Raw genomic sequence first — 16394 nt, 5'->3', positions numbered from 1 at the left:
CCTATGCAAACTTAAAGTATGGGTGACAACTCTTTACAGGAAAGGGAGTGATTCTTTCGAATAAATTCCTTTCATTAAAACAGTGTCAGTTACTGAAGATTAAAGACATAAAGTGGAATACATGATACAATATTGATTGAAATGTACCTTTTTAGGAAATCCCCTACATAAAGACTACATTAGTAGTGAACAGTGAATACTATGGGGAAAGCAGGAGGGAAGGCAAATGAACGAGTTCGAAAAAGATGTTCAAGCTAAGGATAATGACGCTGTTCAATCAGCTGTTGGCTTCGTTGTACCATTTTTATTCTTTTCCATCATTTTCTTCACGGCTGTAATTATTAAAGCAATTGGCTAAATAGACTGCCCTAGGCAGTCTATTTTCCATTTAACATCACGGACCAACTTCCTTTTTTATTCGATCGATATGTGTATCGGATTGTGCCATTTAGGTCGGTTCGAAGAATAGAGACACCGTGCTCTTGATAGCGTTCTAATACATCTTCATCAGGATGACCATACCGGTTATCTTCCCCAACTGATATGATCGCAATATCGGGAGTGACACGGTCAATGAACTCTGATGAGCTAGAAGTAGCGCTACCATGATGGCCTACTTTTACCACGTCAATTTTTGGAAGGGAGCCACCAGCAAGAAGTTGATGTTCTCCCTCCGCTTCCACATCACCCATTAAAAGCCAGCTATATCCGCCAACGCTTGCATGCAAAACGATACTCCCATCGTTCTCTTCCTTCGTCTGTAACGCCTGAACAACAGTGAAATTCGCCTTCCCTACGCTCCACGATTGTCCTACTTTTGCGTTTGATACAGGAACACTTTTTGTGCGTGCGATTTGTATTATATTCGCTTCGACTTCCGTTTGTTCAATACCTTGATCAAGTAACAATCTTTTTATAGAGATGCCTTCTAAAATCTCTTTCGCTCCACCCACATGATCAAAATCACCATGAGTAAGCAGCAATAAATCAAGCTCACGAATACCTTTCGACTTCAAAAATGGTAGAACAACATCACCCCCTATGTCAAATGTTGATTCTCTTTGTCGCCACATCTCTTCTTTGCCAAAACTCGGTTTTCCTCCTGTATCAATCAAAATAACCTGCTGTTGAAATGGAAGCATGATCAAAATACTATCCCCCTGTCCAACATCGATGAATGTCACCTCTCCATTTGGGTTGAGATAAGGGGCTATGTACAGTCCACCGCAATAAAGCGACCAGATTACACTAGCTTTCATAAGTGACCCTCGCTCCCATAACAGAACGACGAAAAAGCAAATTCCTAAAGAAATGATTAGCATACCTTCTGAAATCGCTCCGAAAACCACATTCATGTTTAACTCAGAGAGAAACAAAAACAAACGATGAATGGACGCAATGAGCGTAGCAAGTAGTTCAGACAACACCGTAAAAAGAAAGGATACAGAAAGCGTTTGTAACAGGAAGAGAAGCAATAAAGCTGGTAAAACGATGATTGAAATAAATGGAACATATATGAGGTTCAATCCTAAACTGATAAATGAAATTTGATGAAAGTGATAAATAACAAGAGGAAAAGAAATGACTTGAGAGAGAATTGATAAAGCAAGAAGTTGGGTGAAGGGATGTTGATAACGCTTCAAGATTGTATGAGAGGAAACGATTAAAGCAAAAGCAATAAGAAAAGAAAGTTGAAATCCAATATGATAAGCATAATAAGGATTTACAACTAGTGTTATTAGACAAGCTGCCGCAATTCCATCAAGAGGATTAAGCTTTAACTGAAACCGCAAACTAAAAACAACTGTCATAGCCATTAAAGACGCTCTAACGACCGATGGTGCACCACCTGTGAAAACAAGGTAAAAAGGAAAAAAAATGAAAAGCGTACTATACGCTTTTTCTCTTGTCACACCAATTCGTATCATTAGCCAAAAAAACAAACCTCCTATAACGCCAACGTGCAAACCCGATACAGCAAGAACATGACTCAAACCTAATTCTTGATAAGCATCAGTGACATCAGGGGGTAATAGACTGCGATCGCCAACAAGTAACGATGCCGCTAGCCCTTGAAGTTGAATAGGAAAAACAACTGTAATATCAGATACAACTTTCTGCCGGTATTGTTTAATCTTTACGATCAGTGACTTGGAAAGTGGTAAACAAGTTGGTTTTTCATTTAGTTCATAAATCCAGTGAATTTTTTTATGATAAAGGTAACGTTCGTAATTAAAAAGAGAGGGGATTCTTAGGGGTGATGGGGGTTTCAGCGTCCCTGATAAACGACACAAGTGACCTACTTTTAAATTTTTCAAATCATTCTTTTCCACTTCTGATGATAAATAATACTGTACCTTTACATTCTCATTCATTGTGGAAGCTTCAAAAGAAAGAGAATCACCATCAACTTGAGGCAGCGAAGAGATCTTCCCATTTAAGGCTACTTCACCTTCTTTTAAAGAGGTGATATTTGTACTATTTATGAAAACTGTGTAACTAAAAGATAATAGGAAGGTAAGAGTAGCTAACAACAGTAGCCCTCTCTTACCTTTCCATAACCATATCAACAAAATACTACTCACAGAAACGGCATAGTAGGAATCAACACTGAACACACCAAGTATCGAAGAAAGCGCTAGCACCCACAGGTTTCCTTTCATTACATACCGTATAGTTTGGAAGCTTTCTCATATAATGGCCTTACTTCATTTGCATCAAGACCTGAGGCTGAAAGTTTGTCCAATAAATCCGCAGTTAAATTAAGCTTTTCTTGACTATTCGTATCAAGAATCATCTCTTCTAGTTCAACTTGTCTGACTGTTACGCCAGCATCTTCAAATAGCTCAACCGCATAAGGGTGGTTTTTATAATTTTCTGCATAAATCACTGTTTTAATTCCTGCCTGTATAATCGCTTTACAGCAGTTAATACAAGGAAAATGAGTGACGTAAATTTCAGCTCCGGTTGTTTGCACACCAAATTTAGCGCATTGAATAATGGCATTCATCTCAGCATGAATCGTTCGAACACAATGATTGTCAATTACATAACACCCTTCGTCAATACAATGAACGCCACCTGATACAGATCCATTGTAACCACCTGCAATCATCCTTTTATCTCTTACAATTGTGGCGCCAACCGTTAAACGAGTACATGTGCTTCTAAGAGCAAGTAAATGGCTTTGGGCCATAAAATACTGATCCCACGAAATACGTTCCATGGATTTCCCCCCAATTTTTTATCTTCTATTAGTTTGATCGAAATAATCCTACTAGTCAATGACTCATTGAACTGTTATTAGGTCCTTTAACTTTTCAAACGTTTTTTCTCCTATTCCACTAATATTTTGTAAATCCTCACTAGCACTGAAAGGACCATTTTCTTCCCGATATTGAATAATTGCTTCTGCTTTTGCTGGTCCAATACCAGGAAGTTCTTGAAGCTCAATAAGATCGGCCGTATTGATGGAAATAAGTCCTGTCTCGGCAGTCACACTTCCAGCAGCCACTGTGGTTTCCCCTTTTAAAGGAACGTAAATCATCATCTCATCGATCACTTTGGTAGCAAGGTTCAGCTGAGCTTGATCTGCTTCTTCAAGAAACCCACCAGCTTTCTGAATAACATCTTTCACACGACCATTCGCACTAACTTCGTACACACCTGGTGTGACCACGGCCCCCTTTACATCTACGAGCACAATCGTTACCTCACTTTCTTGAGCAGACAGAGGAACTTCTTTGTCTTCTACCCCCTCCTCTACTTCTTCTTCAAACACAAACTGCTCTTCCTCGCATTTAGGTAAATCGTAATAAAAGAATACAGCCATTCCAACTGCTAGCAAAATGATACTAAGAAGAACTTTCTCCCTTGTATTAAACGCTTTCAGATACTTCATTGGGCATTCATACCTTTCGAATGTTTCATGTTCTTAAACATATAATGAGACTTTCTTACATATGTTGTAGGAGAAATGAGTATGGAAGGAGGGGGAGTTTATTGAAAATCGGTGTCATAGGTACCGGCAATATGGGGACGATTCTTGTATCTTCCTTTATTGATTCTTGCGCCGTAATACCTTCCCATCTCACAATTGTAAATCGTTCAAGTGAAAAGGCTTCGAAACTTAAACAGCAATATCCTTCACTAAATGTTGTCAAAAGTGCAGATGAAGTGGTTAAAAAGTCTGATATGATCTTTATTTGTGTCAAACCTCATGAATATTTTCCGCTATTCAAAAAGATACGGTCTAATTTAAAACAACAGCAGTTAATCGTTTCCATCACAAGCCCAATTAAGGTAAGTGAGATTGAATCATTCGTTACTTGTGACGTAGCTAGAGCCATTCCAAGTATTACAAACAGAGCTCTTAGTGGCGCATCACTTGTTACTTTCGGAAGTCGTTGTTCTGAAGCAAACAAAGTAAAGCTGCTTTATCTGATGTCACAAATTTCTACCCCGATTGAAACAGACGAGGATATCACAAGGGTTTCTTCTGATATTGTAAGTTGTGGCCCAGCTTTTCTAAGTTATTTGATTCAACAATTTATTGAAGGAGCAGTGACAGAAACAAACATATCAAATGAGCAAGCTACGATCCTTGCCACAGAAATGCTCATTGGTATGGGGAAGCTACTTGAAAAAGATTATTTTTCTTTAGAAACTTTACAGCGAAAGGTAACCGTCAAAGGTGGCGTTACAGGAGAGGGATTAAAGGTTCTTGAAGCAGAAACCGGAGAGATGTTTCATCATTTGATTCAGAGCACTCATAGAAAGTTTAAGGAAGATCGCGAAGGAATTAAAGTGCAATTTAAGGAAGAGTCGAAGCAGAAATAGCGAGGTGTATAAGTGAATTCGCTACGAAAAGGAAAATCCCTTCAATAAAAGATAAAAAGAGTGATTTCAATCGAAATCACTCTTTTTACTATTTAACAGCTCTAAAAAATAAACGCTCGGATGACGGTGTTGGTTCTAAATTTGTAAAATCAGATGTCACTGAAATATTTTCAAAGCCTACTTCTCTTAGCCAGGCTAGATATTCATCAATTGCAAACGTTCTTTGGTAATGAATTTCATCAAACCGTTCATAAAGTCCTTCTTCATTTTCAACAAAGAAGCTAAGCTCATGCTCAACCGCGCCTTCTTCTGCTCCAGCAAAACTATTCCATATATAAGATATATCATCTTCACTACTTGCAAAGGTGTTATCAACAAAAAGGCTTTGTACTTTATAAAGAGAGTGAACATCAAATAATAATACACCACCCTGTTTCAGGTGTTGATATACGTTTGATAAGGTTGCTTTCACACCTTCTCTGTCTGTCACATAGTTCAACGAATCACAAAAAATTGTAACAACATCATACAATTCGCCCGTTTCAAGCTCTCGCATATCCTGCAGTAGAAACTTGATTGGAAGCTTTTCACGAATAGCTTTATCCTGAGCTACAGAGAGCATATGCTCAGAAAGGTCCACAGCTGTAACATCGAAACCAACTTGAGCAAGATTAATGGAACATTCTCCTGTTCCTGAGCCAAGATCGAGAACTTTTCCAGTTGCTACTTCCTTTTTGACAAGATCCACCCATTCACCATACGGAGCTTCTTCCATTAAACGATCGTAAACATAAGAAAAGCGTTCATATGATTGCATATTACGCTAGAATTTCCTCAAGTGGTAAATGTGGCGCATCTCCCCAAAGCTTCTCAAGGTTATAATAATGGCGTTCATCTTTATGAAAAATATGAACAATAACGCTGCCTAAGTCAACAAGAACCCAGCGTGCCTGATCATATCCTTCCAGTCTCTTTATATCCATCCCTTGTTCTAATGCCTGATCTTTAATTTCTTTAGCGATTGCTTGAACTTGTTTTTCTGAATTACCGTGACATATTAAAAAGTAGTCCGCAATTAATGAAACTCCATTCATATTAAGTGCAACGATATCTTCTGCTCTTTTATCGTCAGCTGCTTTGGCAGCCAGGCTAATCATTTGCTTCTCATTCATTTAGTTTCCTCCATTTCTTCTCAGGTGTTAAACGACTTTACAATGCTGTTATATGTTAAGAATGTCGCCGGATAAATAGGCTGATTCTTTTTCATTAAAAACTGCACAGTATTCCTGAGAGACAACGCAATAGCTTGATCAAGATCTTTTTGGACAACTTCTCTAACCTCATCTACACCAGGAAATGATCTGCCCGGTTCAATGTAATCAGCAATAAACACACACTTCTCCATTAACGTCATATTAGGACGTCCAGAAGTATGGTATTTGATTGCGTTTAGAATCTCTTCGTCATTGATGCCAATCTCATAGCGCACTAAATAAGCTCCGACTGGAGCGTGCCAGAGTTCGGATGAGTACTCGAGCAAATCTTCATTAAACGATTGATCAATAATAATTTGACGCATTTCTTCTTTAGGTCGAAACTTGGCATAATCATGAAAAATAGCTGCTAGCTCGGTCCTTTGTGGATCTGCTCCATATTTTTCAGCTATATCAACCGCAGTATCCGTTACCCCAATCGTATGAACATAGCGATGTTCTGTTAAATGAGGCTTAACAAGCTTTAACGCTTCAGTTCGATTCATATAATCCCTCCTCTGCAATAAAAGTTCGGACGGATTCGGGAAGTAAATACCTTCCACTCTTTTTGTCATGTAAATTTCTTCTTAATTCACTTGATGAGACATCAATTTGTGGAACATCTATGAGCGAAACATGGTACTGTTCTTTATCCGGATGATAACCCGGACGATTAACCCCAATGAACTTAATCATACGAGACAATTCATCTATTCGATGCCAGTTCGGTAAATCCTCAATCATGTCTCCACCAATAATAAAATAAAAATCGATATCTGGATAATTTTCTTTCAATATTTCAATGGTATCAATCGTATAAGAGCGATCATTACGTTCAAACTCAATTAAAGAAAGCTTAAAATGAGGATTTCCATCAATCGCTAACTGAGTCATCTTCATCCTTTGATGATTATCAGTAATAGCACTACCGTTTTTATGTGGGGGACGATGGCTCGGCATAAACCAGATTTCATCAAGTTTACATGTCTCGAGTACTCCCTGTGCAATCGTTAAATGTCCAAGATGAGGAGGGTCAAATGTCCCTCCAAGTAAGCCGACTCTCAACTTTTTTTCTTCAGTCATTATGGAAGAATAATTTCTTTATTCTCTTCTGATTCTTTATACAGTACAATCATATTTCCGATAATTTGAACAAGTTCCGCTCCAGTTTCAGTGGCCAATTGCTCTCCTACACTATTACGATCTTCTTCACAATTTTGAAGAATACTTACTTTAATAAGCTCTCTAGCCTCTAAAGCTTCCTCAATTTGCTTCGTCATATTTTCATTAACGCCACCTTTTCCTACTTGAAAAATAGGGTTGAGACGATTTGCTTTTGCGCGTAAAAAACGTTTTTGTTTACCTGTTAACATGAATATCCTCCTAACTCTTTTAAAACCGCATTTCTCATTCTTTCTCGATCGGGCGTTTCCCCTGTCCATTTTTCAAAAGCTAGAGCCCCCTGTTCAACAAACATAGAAATTCCATTATCTGTGACAGCACCTTTTTGTTTTGAAAGTCGCATCCATTTTGTTTCAAGTGGATTATAAATAAGATCACTTACCACTGTTCCCTTATTCAAATCCTCTAATGATAAAGGCATCCGATCAAGATGTGGGCTCATCCCTATTGATGTTGTGTTAATAATAATATCAAAGTGAGATAGCATCATTTCTGCTTCTTGCAGTGTTGTGGCATTTGCTGTTGTATAGGCATGACATACACTTGTTAGATTTTCCGCCTTCTCAAGGGTACGGTTTGCGATCGTTAAGGAAAGCACACCAGCCCTAGAAATACTAACAGCTACGGCTCGTGCGGCCCCACCTGCTCCAATCACAAGGACTCTTTTGTTCTTAAGATCCTTTACTTTCATTAGAGTAAGTAAAGAGAGTAAGTAACCTTTTCCATCTGTGTTTGTGCCAATATATTTACCATCACGCTTGTAAACTGTATTAACAGCACCGATATCCAGGGCTTCTTGCTCCACCTCATCTAGTAATGGGATAATGGCGACTTTATGAGGAATGGTCACGTTGAATCCCTGAATATCAAGCATCTTCATAGCCTCTACGCCATCCTCTAACTGTTCAGGTGAAAGATCAAATGCTTGATAGTGATGTGACAAACCAAGCGCTTTAAATTCACCATTATGCATAAGTGGTGACATCGAGTGTCCAACAGGATGACCAATAAGTCCATATAGTTTCCCCATTAACTGCCTCCTAAATTAGTGATTTTCTGATTGAGACGCCGACGCCTTCAGGAGCATAGGCTTTAACAGTTGTACCTTTTCCAGATACGGTAACCCATCCAAGTCCTGAAAAAACAATATCCATTTTTTCTTCTTTTATTCGAAGCTCATGTCCAATTAAAGAAGGAAGCTCTTTTTTCGTTTGATCACCAGGTGGATACAGAAGTTCTCCAAGGTGGTCTCGGTAGAGCTCATCAGCTTTCTCAATCTTCGTACGGTGAATATAGAGATCGTTCGACACATGACAAATAAAGGACTGCCTTCCACCTTCCACAAAGTCAAGACGTGAAAGTCCTCCAAAGAAAAGGGTCTGCCCTTCATTTAATTGGAATACCTTTGGTTTTATCTCTTTTTTAGGGCTAATTAACTTTAATTCTTCAGCATTTACGAAATGAGCCATCTGATGATGATTAATAATTCCTGGAGTGTCATATAAGGTATTGCCATCATCAAGTGGAATATCAATCAAATCAAGCGTAGTCCCTGGGAACTGACTTGTTGTGATCATTTGTTCTTCATCGCCACCAAACTCGTGGATCAGTCGGTTTACAAATGTTGATTTTCCTACATTCGTACAGCCAATAATATAAACGTCTCTTCCATCCCTTAAACGATCAATTTCAGCAGCAACGTCCATTACACCATCGCCTTTATCTGCACTCATTAACATCACATCTGCTGGCTTTAGTCCATTTTCTTTTGAACTTGTTTGCATCCATTTCACTAACTTTGCTCTGTTCACAGATTTAGGCAGAAGGTCCACCTTGTTTCCAACTAGTAATACGGGATTTCCACCCGCGAATCTTTGAATACCTGGTAACCAGCTCCCGTTAAAATCAAAAATATCAACAATTTTGACAATAAGAGCATCCGTCTGACTAATTTCATTTAGAATCTTTAAGAAATCATCATCGGTTAACGAAACGTCTTGAATTTCATTATAATGCTTCAAACGAAAACAGCGCTGACAGATAATCACATCACGTTTAAGCGCAGAAGGCGGCGCATAGCCTAATGCGTTTTTATCTTCTGTTTGAATGTGTATGCCACATCCAGCACAAACGATTTGTTCATTTTCCAAACCTATTCCTCCCAATTTATCTTCCCTTTACGCTTCATATAAGCAAGGAACACACTTTCCATTCTTCTATTAAATTTCGTAAAGAACCCATCAGTTTTAGCTACAGGAACAACTAGAATGGTATGAAGTCCCATTCGATTTCCTCCAACTACATCTGTAAAGATCTGATCTCCGATGACAACAGTATCTTCGGCTTTCAGCTTCATGTCATTTAAAGCTTTACGGAATGCCTTTGTCATTGGCTTCCTAGCTTCATATATAAAGGGCACCTCCGCAGGGGAAGCGAATTTCTCCACTCTTGTCTTATTATTATTTGAAACGATGGTAACGAGAATACCTTCGTCACTCATTTGTTGAAACCATTTTAATAATTCAGGCGTAGCATCTGCTCGATCCCACTCAACAAGAGTGTTATCAAGATCAGTGATAATACCTTTCACACCACGTTCTTTTAGTAGCTCCGGGCTTATTTGAAAGATGTCTTGCACATGTTCATTTGGCAAAAATTTATTTAGCAAATTGCAACACTCCTAGTATTAGTGACATCCCTATTGTATCAATATTTTCATCACGCACAACTATTAACTTACAAACGAATCTAACGGAAAAAAACAAATGATATCAAAATTTTTCGACAAATAGCGTCATTTCCAAAAAATGTGGATAACATTATTAACATATACAAACCATTAAGCCATTGAAAATAAGTAAGATATAAACACTATACCCACAAATTATCCACTTTTAACTGTGGATAACGGAACGGTTGTTCTATGAATCTTTCCATGGTAAGCTAACTGCAAATAAAAGATCCACATACAAACTATGCGGAATAATCGGAGAATAGAACCTTATTTTGGAGGTGCGTAATCATGGAAAAGTTATCGGATGACTTGTTGATTGAATCCTTTTATAAGGCAAAGGAACTTAAACTTAGTAGTGAATTTATTCACCTTATTCAACGTGAAATACAAAGACGCAGACTCGATAAACAAGTTTCTATGCTTGGGGTATAACATTCGCCAACCTTGATCTCATACCAGGGTTGGCCTTTTGTTTATTTTCCTTCAAAATAACTTCCCCACGTGGCTTCCCACTCTTCATTGCTAACATCGTTTTCTTGTTTCATCTTCTTAGCGCTTCTATAATGATTAGGTTCTGTTAAAAAGACAGCTGCTACCCCTTCTGCCTTTAGTAAATCATGATACTTAGATAATAAAGAATCAACATCTCTTCGCTTATATGCAAAAGGTTTTAATGCTACAACCGTTTGATTACCACGAGAAAGAATAATAACATCATTTATAGCTGACTCGTCTTTCAACATTCTTTGAATCGTTTCTATCGAACTGTTCGGACTATGTTCTTTCATTAACGCTGCTCCAAGTGGTTCAACTTCAATTGCTCTAAAATACTCTCGTGGTGCGTACGGTGATTGATCCTCACTTTTATATACACTTTGACAGGCAGTTAATAAAATCACGATGGGAAAAAGAATAGAAATGGATTTTATCATGTGTATCCTCCTTTCGCAAATAGAATCGGCGTTGTTTGGAAAACTTATACGGGAAAGTTGCATTTTCAAACATGAAAAGTTGATAAATGTGTCGGTTTTTGATTACAATTGAGTTATTGCAATATGAGTTCATTTGAACTTTTATCATATTGAGCATTAGTGGGGAGGTTTTTGTAGAATGCTTCATGCAGCTGTCTTGCTACCTTTTCTGGCAGCGTTTTTCATCCCGTTGCTTTATCGGGGCGTGAAACAAGTCCATTTAGGATGGTTTGTTCTTTTAGTTCCGATTCTTCTATTCGGGTATTTTCTTACGTTTATACAGGGAGTTATGCAGGGTGTACATACACTAAAAACGTTTGAGTGGATTCCATCACTTGGAGTGAACGTTACATTCTATATCGATGGTCTTGGCCTGTTTTTCGCGCTTTTGATCACTGGAATTGGATCTCTTGTCGTTCTATATTCCATCTATTATTTAAGTAAAGCCGAAAAACTTGGCCATTTTTATGTTTATCTCCTATTGTTTATGGGAGCTATGCTTGGGGTTGTGTTATCGGATAATTTATTTGTTCTTTACACATTCTGGGAACTAACAAGCATTTCGTCATTTTTACTTATCGGCTACTGGTATCAAAGAGAAAAATCGACTTCTGGTGCCCTCAAGTCCATGATGATTACTGTATTCGGTGGTCTTGCGATGCTTGGTGGTTTTATATTAATGGCCGACATTACAGGAACTGCAAGCATTCGAGGGATTATTGAGAATGGGGAAATGATTGTTAACTCAACTCTCTTTCCATTTATTCTTATTCTTGTACTTCTTGGAGCCTTTACAAAATCGGCTCAATTCCCATTTCATACGTGGTTGCCTGATGCTATGGAAGCACCAACGCCAGTTAGTGCCTTTCTTCATTCAGCTACGATGGTTAAAGCAGGTATCTATCTAGTCGCTAGATTAAGTCTTATCTTCGCTGGAACAGACCTTTTCTTTTTAATTGTCAGTGGTTTTGGTTTACTCACACTATGCTGGGGATCCTATATGGCAGTTACGCAAACCGATTTGAAAGCGATACTTGCCTATTCTACGATCAGTCAACTTGGAATGATCATGGCGATGTTAGGCTTTGGTACAGAACTAGCTATTCTTGCTGCTGTATTCCACATTTTAAACCATGCGACATTTAAAGGGAGTCTCTTTATGGTTGCGGGTATTATTGATCATGAAACAGGAACGCGGGATATTAGAAAGCTCGGCGGACTATTTACATTCATGCCAATTACGGCCACATTAGCCTTCTTTGGTACGTTCTCTATGGCCGGATTTCCGCTACCATTTTTAAACGGCTTCCTAAGTAAAGAAATGTTTTTCGATTCATCACTTCATTTTGAAAATGCTTCTACAATTGTTGAGGCTGTATCACCTTTCTTCCCATATTTTGCTGTTGGTGGAAGTATCTTTACATTCGTCTATTCCATCATGCTATTCTTCCGTACGTTTACCGGGAAACAGAGGGAAACATTACCGAAACAGCCGCACGAAGCACCAATTGGCATGCTTATTTCACCTATAGTACTTGTTTTGCTTGTCATTATTATTGCGTTTATCCCGGATGCATTTGGCCATGCACTTCTATCGCCAATGGTCGATGCCATTAATGGCTCCGTCGGGGAGACACATATTAAATTTTGGCATGGGTTCGGACCGGCCCTTTATATGAGCCTAGCCGTTCTCATTCTAGGTTCTGCATTGTACCTTACGCGAGAAAAATGGCAGCATGTTTACAAGGCGTTACCAGGTAAATTATCTGCTGCAAAAGCTTACGATGGTCTCATAAACGGACTGATCAACGGCTCAAGAAAATTAACAAATGTTTATATGACTGGTTCTCTTCGTCATTACATGATTTATATTTTCGTCTTTTTCATTGCCTTAGTTGGGATTACAATGAGCGTAACTGGCGGTTTTCAAATTAACTTTGATGACCTGGCACCAATCGCTATACCTGAAGTAATGATTGCGATTGTAATGGCGGGTGCTGCCATCGCTACGATTTTCATGAAAAACCGCATTGCAGCCATTTTAGTTCTTGGAATTGTTGGATATGGACTATCTCTTCTCTTCGTCTTTTTCCGGGCACCGGATCTCGCACTAACACAGCTTATTGTTGAGACGGTTACTGTTGCTCTGTTTTTACTTTGTTTTTATCACCTACCTAACTTTGATAAAAAGAAAGAGTCCAAAAGCACAAATGCCGTTAACTGGGTTATTTCGATTTCAGTCGGTGTTCTTGTCACAATGGTAGGTATCGCTTCTCATAGCACAAAGCTTTTTGAACCGATCTCCGACTATTTCCTAAAGAACTCTTATAAATTAGGCGGAGGAGATAACGTGGTTAACGTGATTCTTGTTGACTTCCGTGGACTGGATACGATGCTTGAAATCCTTGTGCTTGGACTAGCCGCTCTTGGTATTTATACAATGATCAAACTTCGTCCAGGTAAGAAGGAGGGAAATGATTAATGGAAATCATCATGTCTGTGCTTGCAGGAATTCTTTTCACTGCAGGGGTTTATATGATTTTGCAGAAACAAATTCTTAAAATCATTATCGGTACGGCACTGTTGTCTCATGGGGCTCACTTATTTATTATTACGATGGGAAAGTTGAATCGTGGGAAACCACCAATTCTATCTGAGGGAGTAACGAGCTACGCTGATCCGCTCCCCCAGGCCCTGATTTTAACTTCCATTGTTATTAGCTTTGGTGTGACTTCATTTCTTCTTGTGCTAGCGTATCGGACGTACCAAACGAATGGTACCGATAATATGGAGAAATTGAGGGGTAATGACCATGAGTAACCTAGCTATACTTCCAATTTTATTGCCGCTCTTAACAGGAATCATTCTTGTATTCTTGAATAAGCGGTTACCGCTTGTAAGATTGATCACCCGCATCATGGTTCTAGTAAATCTTGCAGTTGTTTCAATTATTGCTTTTAACGTTATTCAAAATGGAACGATTGTGCTAAAAGCAGGTGATTGGACAGTGCCTTATGGCATTGTTCTCGTCGCTGATCCACTTGCTATGCTACTCGTTGTTACAGCGAATATCATCTCGGTTGCATGTGCTTTCTATGCGTTTAAATCACTAGATGAACAGCGTGAGCGGTACTACTTTTATCCGCTCTTTCAGCTTCTAATTGCAGGGGTAAGTGGAGCCTTTTTAACAGGAGACTTGTTTAACTTATTCGTATTTTTTGAAGTTCTCTTAATTGCTTCATACGGGTTAATTGTTCTTGGAGGCACGAAAGAACAATTCAGAGAGTCATTTAAATACATTATTATCAACTTGTTCTCTTCAATGCTCTTTGTTACAACCGTATCTTTTCTTTATGCAGTAGTTGGAACAGTAAATATGGCTCAACTGGCAGAACGTGTAGGAGAAGTTCAACAAGATGGTGTCTTAACAACCATTGCTATACTCCTCCTTATTGTATTTGCAACAAAGGGAGCACTATTTCCGCTATATTTCTGGCTACCTAAGTCTTATACTGTTCCACCGACCGTTATTTCAGCATTATTTGGTGCACTCCTTACGAAAGTTGGAGTCTACTCGATTCTTAGAGTTTTCTCATTGATTTTTGTCTATAACCTTTCTGTAACGCACCAAGTTTTACTTATTATGGCTGGTTTTACACTTGTATTTGGCGTGATAGGAGCTTTGTCTACGAATAATGTACAACTTATTATCGCCTACAATATCATCCCGGCAGTTGGCTATATGATTCTAGGCATTGGCGTCTTCTCAGCTACTGCACTTGCAGGAACTGTTTATTACCTCCTACATGATATGATTATTAAAGCGGCGCTCTTCTTCCTTGTAGGTGCTATGGTTGCTTATGCTGGCACTTCAGATTTAAGAAAGATGGGTGGCATTATTAAAAACCAACCACTACTTGGATGGCTCTTTTTCATTGGTGCACTCGCACTTGCAGGGTTACCGCCTTTTAGTGGATTTATCGGTAAGCTTTTGATTCTAAGAGGAGCGTTTGAAGAAGGTCATTATGTGCTTGGCGTAATTGGCTTAGTGACAAGTCTCTTAATTCTCTTATCTGTTATTCGCATCTTTATTAATGGTTTCTGGGGCGAGCCTAAATCGGAATATGTAAAAAGTGGAAATTCTATTAAAGGTAAGATCTTGCCAGCTGCCTTTCTATTAGTGTTCACCGTATTCCTTGGACTAGGTGCAGAGTTTATTTACCCTACTGTCCAAACTATTGCAGATCAAATGATTGATCCAGCAAACTATATTGAATCCGTCATGAAGGAGTAGATGGCATGCCAATTCAAATTATCATTAATCTCATAATTGCCGTTCTCTGGATGTTTCTTTTTGAAAGCTACTCTTTTAGTACATTTTTTATCGGTTATTTATTTGGGATTGGGCTGCTCCTCTTAATGGAGCGTTTTATTCCAGATCGATTTTATTTCTATCGTCTCTGGGCAATTATTAAATTGTTGTTCTTGTTTATTAAAGAATTGTTAATGGCCAATGTACAAGTCGTTAAGCTCGTATACAGTCCTAAGCTTAAAATGGAACCTGGTATTATTGAAGTTCCTATTGACGTTCGCACAAACTGGGAAATAACAATGCTTGCCAATCTAATCACGTTAACTCCCGGTACACTAACGGTATCAGTTGCACCTGACAATATGCACATTTACATTCATGCGATGGATGCTCCTGATGCTGATGAAGTCATTAAGGAAATTAAAGGAACATTTGAGAAAGCGATTATGGAGGTGACAAGATGACTTCTCTTTTATCTACCGTATCAACGATCTGTATCGTCATCATTGCGATCTCCACTTTGTTTTTACTTTATCGGGCCATAAAAGGACCTTCAAATCCTGACCGGGCAGTTGCACTAGATACAATCGGCATTAATTTAATGGCAATAGCTGGTATTCTAGCAATTAAACTAGAAACTGAATATTTCAATGATATTATTCTTCTCATTGGAATCCTTGCTTTTATAGGGACAGTAGCTATCGCTAAATTTTTAGAAAAGGGTGTTATCATTGAAAGAAGTCGTGATTAGCATTTTTATGGTTATCGGTACGTTTTTCCTTTTTTCTGGAGCGCTAGGAATTTTTCGACTTCCTGACGTATACACTCGTCTACACGCCGCTTCAAAAAGTGCTACACTAGGAGTAGCTGGAATTCTTATCGCAGCTTTCCTTTACTTCATCTTCGAAGAACAAATGGTGAGCGGTAAGCTCATTCTCGGGATTATCTTTATTCTTATGACAGCACCGGTTTCTGGGCATATGATTTCAAGAGCTGCCTATCAAAAAGGAGTCCCTCTATGGGATAAAACAACGAGAGATGATCTTGATAAAGCGCAACAAAAAAAAGCAAGCACGAACAAGGGTTAATCCCTATCGTGCTTG

General features: G+C 38.6%; 21 protein-coding genes. 9 read left to right on the top strand and 12 right to left on the bottom strand.

Translation table 11 applies throughout. From position 1 onward, the window contains the following. The first annotated feature begins 226 nt into the window (after positions 1 to 226). Positions 227 to 358: a YqzM family protein gene (locus PQ578_RS06690; RefSeq protein ID WP_098444313.1), complete on the top strand. Its 132-nt coding sequence runs from the start codon at positions 227 to 229 to the stop codon at positions 356 to 358. 19 nt (positions 359 to 377) lie between these two features. Here PQ578_RS06690 and PQ578_RS06685 read toward each other — a convergent pair whose 3' ends face one another. From PQ578_RS06685 to PQ578_RS06675, 3 genes are all read right to left on the bottom strand, one after another. Continuing rightward, a complete protein-coding gene (locus tag PQ578_RS06685; RefSeq protein WP_273832701.1) occupies positions 378 to 2663 on the bottom strand; it encodes a DNA internalization-related competence protein ComEC/Rec2 in 2286 nt (761 codons plus the stop codon). Next, complete coding sequence (locus PQ578_RS06680; RefSeq protein WP_159783316.1) at positions 2663 to 3226, bottom strand: ComE operon protein 2; 564 nt, start codon at positions 3224 to 3226, stop codon at positions 2663 to 2665. Before PQ578_RS06680 ends, PQ578_RS06685 begins: the two co-directional genes overlap by 1 nt. Before the next feature lie 63 nt (positions 3227 to 3289). Then, the gene (locus PQ578_RS06675) at positions 3290 to 3901 is read right to left on the bottom strand and encodes a helix-hairpin-helix domain-containing protein (RefSeq protein ID WP_273832700.1); all 612 of its coding nucleotides are present in this window, start codon (positions 3899 to 3901) and stop codon (positions 3290 to 3292) included. A gap of 101 nt (positions 3902 to 4002) precedes the next feature. Here PQ578_RS06675 and comER point away from each other — a divergent pair, with 101 nt between their 5' ends. Beyond that, entirely contained in the window at positions 4003 to 4839 is an 837-nt protein-coding gene (gene comER / locus PQ578_RS06670; protein ID WP_098444316.1) for a late competence protein ComER, read from the top strand. Positions 4840 to 4927: 88 nt separating this feature from the next. On the opposite strand, the gene PQ578_RS06665 is transcribed toward comER, so the two are convergent. The 8 genes from PQ578_RS06665 to PQ578_RS06630 are packed head-to-tail and all read right to left on the bottom strand — an operon-like array spanning position 4928 to position 9942. Then, positions 4928 to 5656 (bottom strand): class I SAM-dependent DNA methyltransferase, encoded by a 729-nt coding sequence (locus tag PQ578_RS06665; protein WP_273832699.1) that lies wholly within the window; start codon positions 5654 to 5656, stop codon positions 4928 to 4930. A gap of 1 nt (position 5657) precedes the next feature. Next, positions 5658 to 6011 (bottom strand): ribosome silencing factor, encoded by a 354-nt coding sequence (gene rsfS / locus PQ578_RS06660; protein WP_098444318.1) that lies wholly within the window; start codon positions 6009 to 6011, stop codon positions 5658 to 5660. Between the two features lie 20 nt (positions 6012 to 6031). After that, positions 6032 to 6598 (bottom strand): bis(5'-nucleosyl)-tetraphosphatase (symmetrical) YqeK, encoded by a 567-nt coding sequence (yqeK, locus tag PQ578_RS06655; RefSeq protein ID WP_273832698.1) that lies wholly within the window; start codon positions 6596 to 6598, stop codon positions 6032 to 6034. Next, positions 6585 to 7157, bottom strand: coding sequence for a nicotinate-nucleotide adenylyltransferase (locus PQ578_RS06650; protein WP_273832697.1), 573 nt, complete (start codon positions 7155 to 7157; stop codon positions 6585 to 6587). The genes yqeK and PQ578_RS06650 overlap by 14 nt, the downstream gene beginning before the upstream one ends. Positions 7158 to 7174: 17 nt before the next feature. Then, positions 7175 to 7465: a ribosome assembly RNA-binding protein YhbY gene (gene yhbY, locus PQ578_RS06645; protein ID WP_273832696.1), complete on the bottom strand. Its 291-nt coding sequence runs from the start codon at positions 7463 to 7465 to the stop codon at positions 7175 to 7177. Further along, positions 7459 to 8304 (bottom strand): shikimate dehydrogenase, encoded by an 846-nt coding sequence (aroE, locus tag PQ578_RS06640; RefSeq protein WP_273832695.1) that lies wholly within the window; start codon positions 8302 to 8304, stop codon positions 7459 to 7461. Before aroE ends, yhbY begins: the two co-directional genes overlap by 7 nt. A gap of 10 nt (positions 8305 to 8314) precedes the next feature. Then, positions 8315 to 9424, bottom strand: a complete 1110-nt coding sequence (gene yqeH / locus PQ578_RS06635; protein ID WP_273832694.1) for a ribosome biogenesis GTPase YqeH — start codon at positions 9422 to 9424, stop codon at positions 8315 to 8317. Positions 9425 to 9426: 2 nt separating this feature from the next. After that, positions 9427 to 9942 carry a YqeG family HAD IIIA-type phosphatase gene (locus PQ578_RS06630; RefSeq protein ID WP_224883875.1) on the bottom strand — a complete coding sequence of 172 codons (516 nt, stop codon included), beginning with the start codon at positions 9940 to 9942 and terminating at the stop codon, positions 9427 to 9429. A 354-nt stretch (positions 9943 to 10296) separates the two neighbouring features. Here PQ578_RS06630 and PQ578_RS06625 point away from each other — a divergent pair, with 354 nt between their 5' ends. Then, positions 10297 to 10440 carry a sporulation histidine kinase inhibitor Sda gene (locus PQ578_RS06625; protein ID WP_098444325.1) on the top strand — a complete coding sequence of 48 codons (144 nt, stop codon included), beginning with the start codon at positions 10297 to 10299 and terminating at the stop codon, positions 10438 to 10440. Between the two features lie 41 nt (positions 10441 to 10481). Here the strand turns inward: PQ578_RS06625 and PQ578_RS06620 are convergent, their stop codons facing one another. After that, positions 10482 to 10940, bottom strand: coding sequence for a hypothetical protein (locus tag PQ578_RS06620; protein ID WP_273832693.1), 459 nt, complete (start codon positions 10938 to 10940; stop codon positions 10482 to 10484). A gap of 178 nt (positions 10941 to 11118) precedes the next feature. On the opposite strand from PQ578_RS06620, the gene PQ578_RS06615 reads away from it, so the two are divergent. Genes PQ578_RS06615 through mnhG form a run of 6 tightly spaced genes read left to right on the top strand, consistent with a single transcriptional unit; the run spans position 11119 to position 16379 of the window. Next, entirely contained in the window at positions 11119 to 13461 is a 2343-nt protein-coding gene (locus PQ578_RS06615) for a Na+/H+ antiporter subunit A (RefSeq protein ID WP_273832692.1), read from the top strand. After that, a complete protein-coding gene (locus tag PQ578_RS06610; protein WP_098444328.1) occupies positions 13461 to 13799 on the top strand; it encodes a Na(+)/H(+) antiporter subunit C in 339 nt (112 codons plus the stop codon). The genes PQ578_RS06615 and PQ578_RS06610 overlap by 1 nt, the downstream gene beginning before the upstream one ends. Then, complete coding sequence (locus tag PQ578_RS06605) at positions 13792 to 15273, top strand: Na+/H+ antiporter subunit D (protein WP_273832691.1); 1482 nt, start codon at positions 13792 to 13794, stop codon at positions 15271 to 15273. Before PQ578_RS06610 ends, PQ578_RS06605 begins: the two co-directional genes overlap by 8 nt. A gap of 5 nt (positions 15274 to 15278) precedes the next feature. Continuing rightward, positions 15279 to 15755 (top strand): Na+/H+ antiporter subunit E, encoded by a 477-nt coding sequence (locus PQ578_RS06600; protein WP_098444330.1) that lies wholly within the window; start codon positions 15279 to 15281, stop codon positions 15753 to 15755. Then, positions 15752 to 16042 (top strand): Na(+)/H(+) antiporter subunit F1, encoded by a 291-nt coding sequence (locus PQ578_RS06595; protein WP_098444331.1) that lies wholly within the window; start codon positions 15752 to 15754, stop codon positions 16040 to 16042. The genes PQ578_RS06600 and PQ578_RS06595 overlap by 4 nt, the downstream gene beginning before the upstream one ends. Then, the gene (mnhG, locus tag PQ578_RS06590; protein WP_337958005.1) at positions 16014 to 16379 is read left to right on the top strand and encodes a monovalent cation/H(+) antiporter subunit G; all 366 of its coding nucleotides are present in this window, start codon (positions 16014 to 16016) and stop codon (positions 16377 to 16379) included. Before PQ578_RS06595 ends, mnhG begins: the two co-directional genes overlap by 29 nt. Positions 16380 to 16394 lie beyond the last annotated feature (15 nt).

The organism is Guptibacillus sedimenti, assembly GCF_028610665.1.
Taxonomy (GTDB): domain Bacteria; phylum Bacillota; class Bacilli; order Bacillales; family Guptibacillaceae; genus Guptibacillus; species Guptibacillus sedimenti.
Note: the sequence above shows the minus strand (reverse complement) of the source record. Positions and strands in the feature narration are given on the sequence as shown.

Coding starts and splice junctions, on each gene's coding strand:
- yqeK (WP_273832698.1), bottom strand. CDS start 6,598: ATGAATCGAACTGAAGCGTTAAAGCTTGTTAAGCCTCATTTAACAGAA.
- PQ578_RS06610 (WP_098444328.1), top strand. CDS start 13,461: ATGGAAATCATCATGTCTGTGCTTGCAGGAATTCTTTTCACTGCAGGG.
- PQ578_RS06625 (WP_098444325.1), top strand. CDS start 10,297: ATGGAAAAGTTATCGGATGACTTGTTGATTGAATCCTTTTATAAGGCA.
- PQ578_RS06680 (WP_159783316.1), bottom strand. CDS start 3,226: ATGGAACGTATTTCGTGGGATCAGTATTTTATGGCCCAAAGCCATTTA.
- aroE (WP_273832695.1), bottom strand. CDS start 8,304: ATGGGGAAACTATATGGACTTATTGGTCATCCTGTTGGACACTCGATG.
- PQ578_RS06675 (WP_273832700.1), bottom strand. CDS start 3,901: ATGAAGTATCTGAAAGCGTTTAATACAAGGGAGAAAGTTCTTCTTAGT.
- PQ578_RS06685 (WP_273832701.1), bottom strand. CDS start 2,663: ATGAAAGGAAACCTGTGGGTGCTAGCGCTTTCTTCGATACTTGGTGTG.
- PQ578_RS06595 (WP_098444331.1), top strand. CDS start 15,752: ATGACTTCTCTTTTATCTACCGTATCAACGATCTGTATCGTCATCATT.
- PQ578_RS06615 (WP_273832692.1), top strand. CDS start 11,119: ATGCTTCATGCAGCTGTCTTGCTACCTTTTCTGGCAGCGTTTTTCATC.
- PQ578_RS06605 (WP_273832691.1), top strand. CDS start 13,792: ATGAGTAACCTAGCTATACTTCCAATTTTATTGCCGCTCTTAACAGGA.
- PQ578_RS06690 (WP_098444313.1), top strand. CDS start 227: ATGAACGAGTTCGAAAAAGATGTTCAAGCTAAGGATAATGACGCTGTT.
- PQ578_RS06600 (WP_098444330.1), top strand. CDS start 15,279: ATGCCAATTCAAATTATCATTAATCTCATAATTGCCGTTCTCTGGATG.
- PQ578_RS06620 (WP_273832693.1), bottom strand. CDS start 10,940: ATGATAAAATCCATTTCTATTCTTTTTCCCATCGTGATTTTATTAACT.
- PQ578_RS06665 (WP_273832699.1), bottom strand. CDS start 5,656: ATGCAATCATATGAACGCTTTTCTTATGTTTACGATCGTTTAATGGAA.
- rsfS (WP_098444318.1), bottom strand. CDS start 6,011: ATGAATGAGAAGCAAATGATTAGCCTGGCTGCCAAAGCAGCTGACGAT.
- yhbY (WP_273832696.1), bottom strand. CDS start 7,465: ATGTTAACAGGTAAACAAAAACGTTTTTTACGCGCAAAAGCAAATCGT.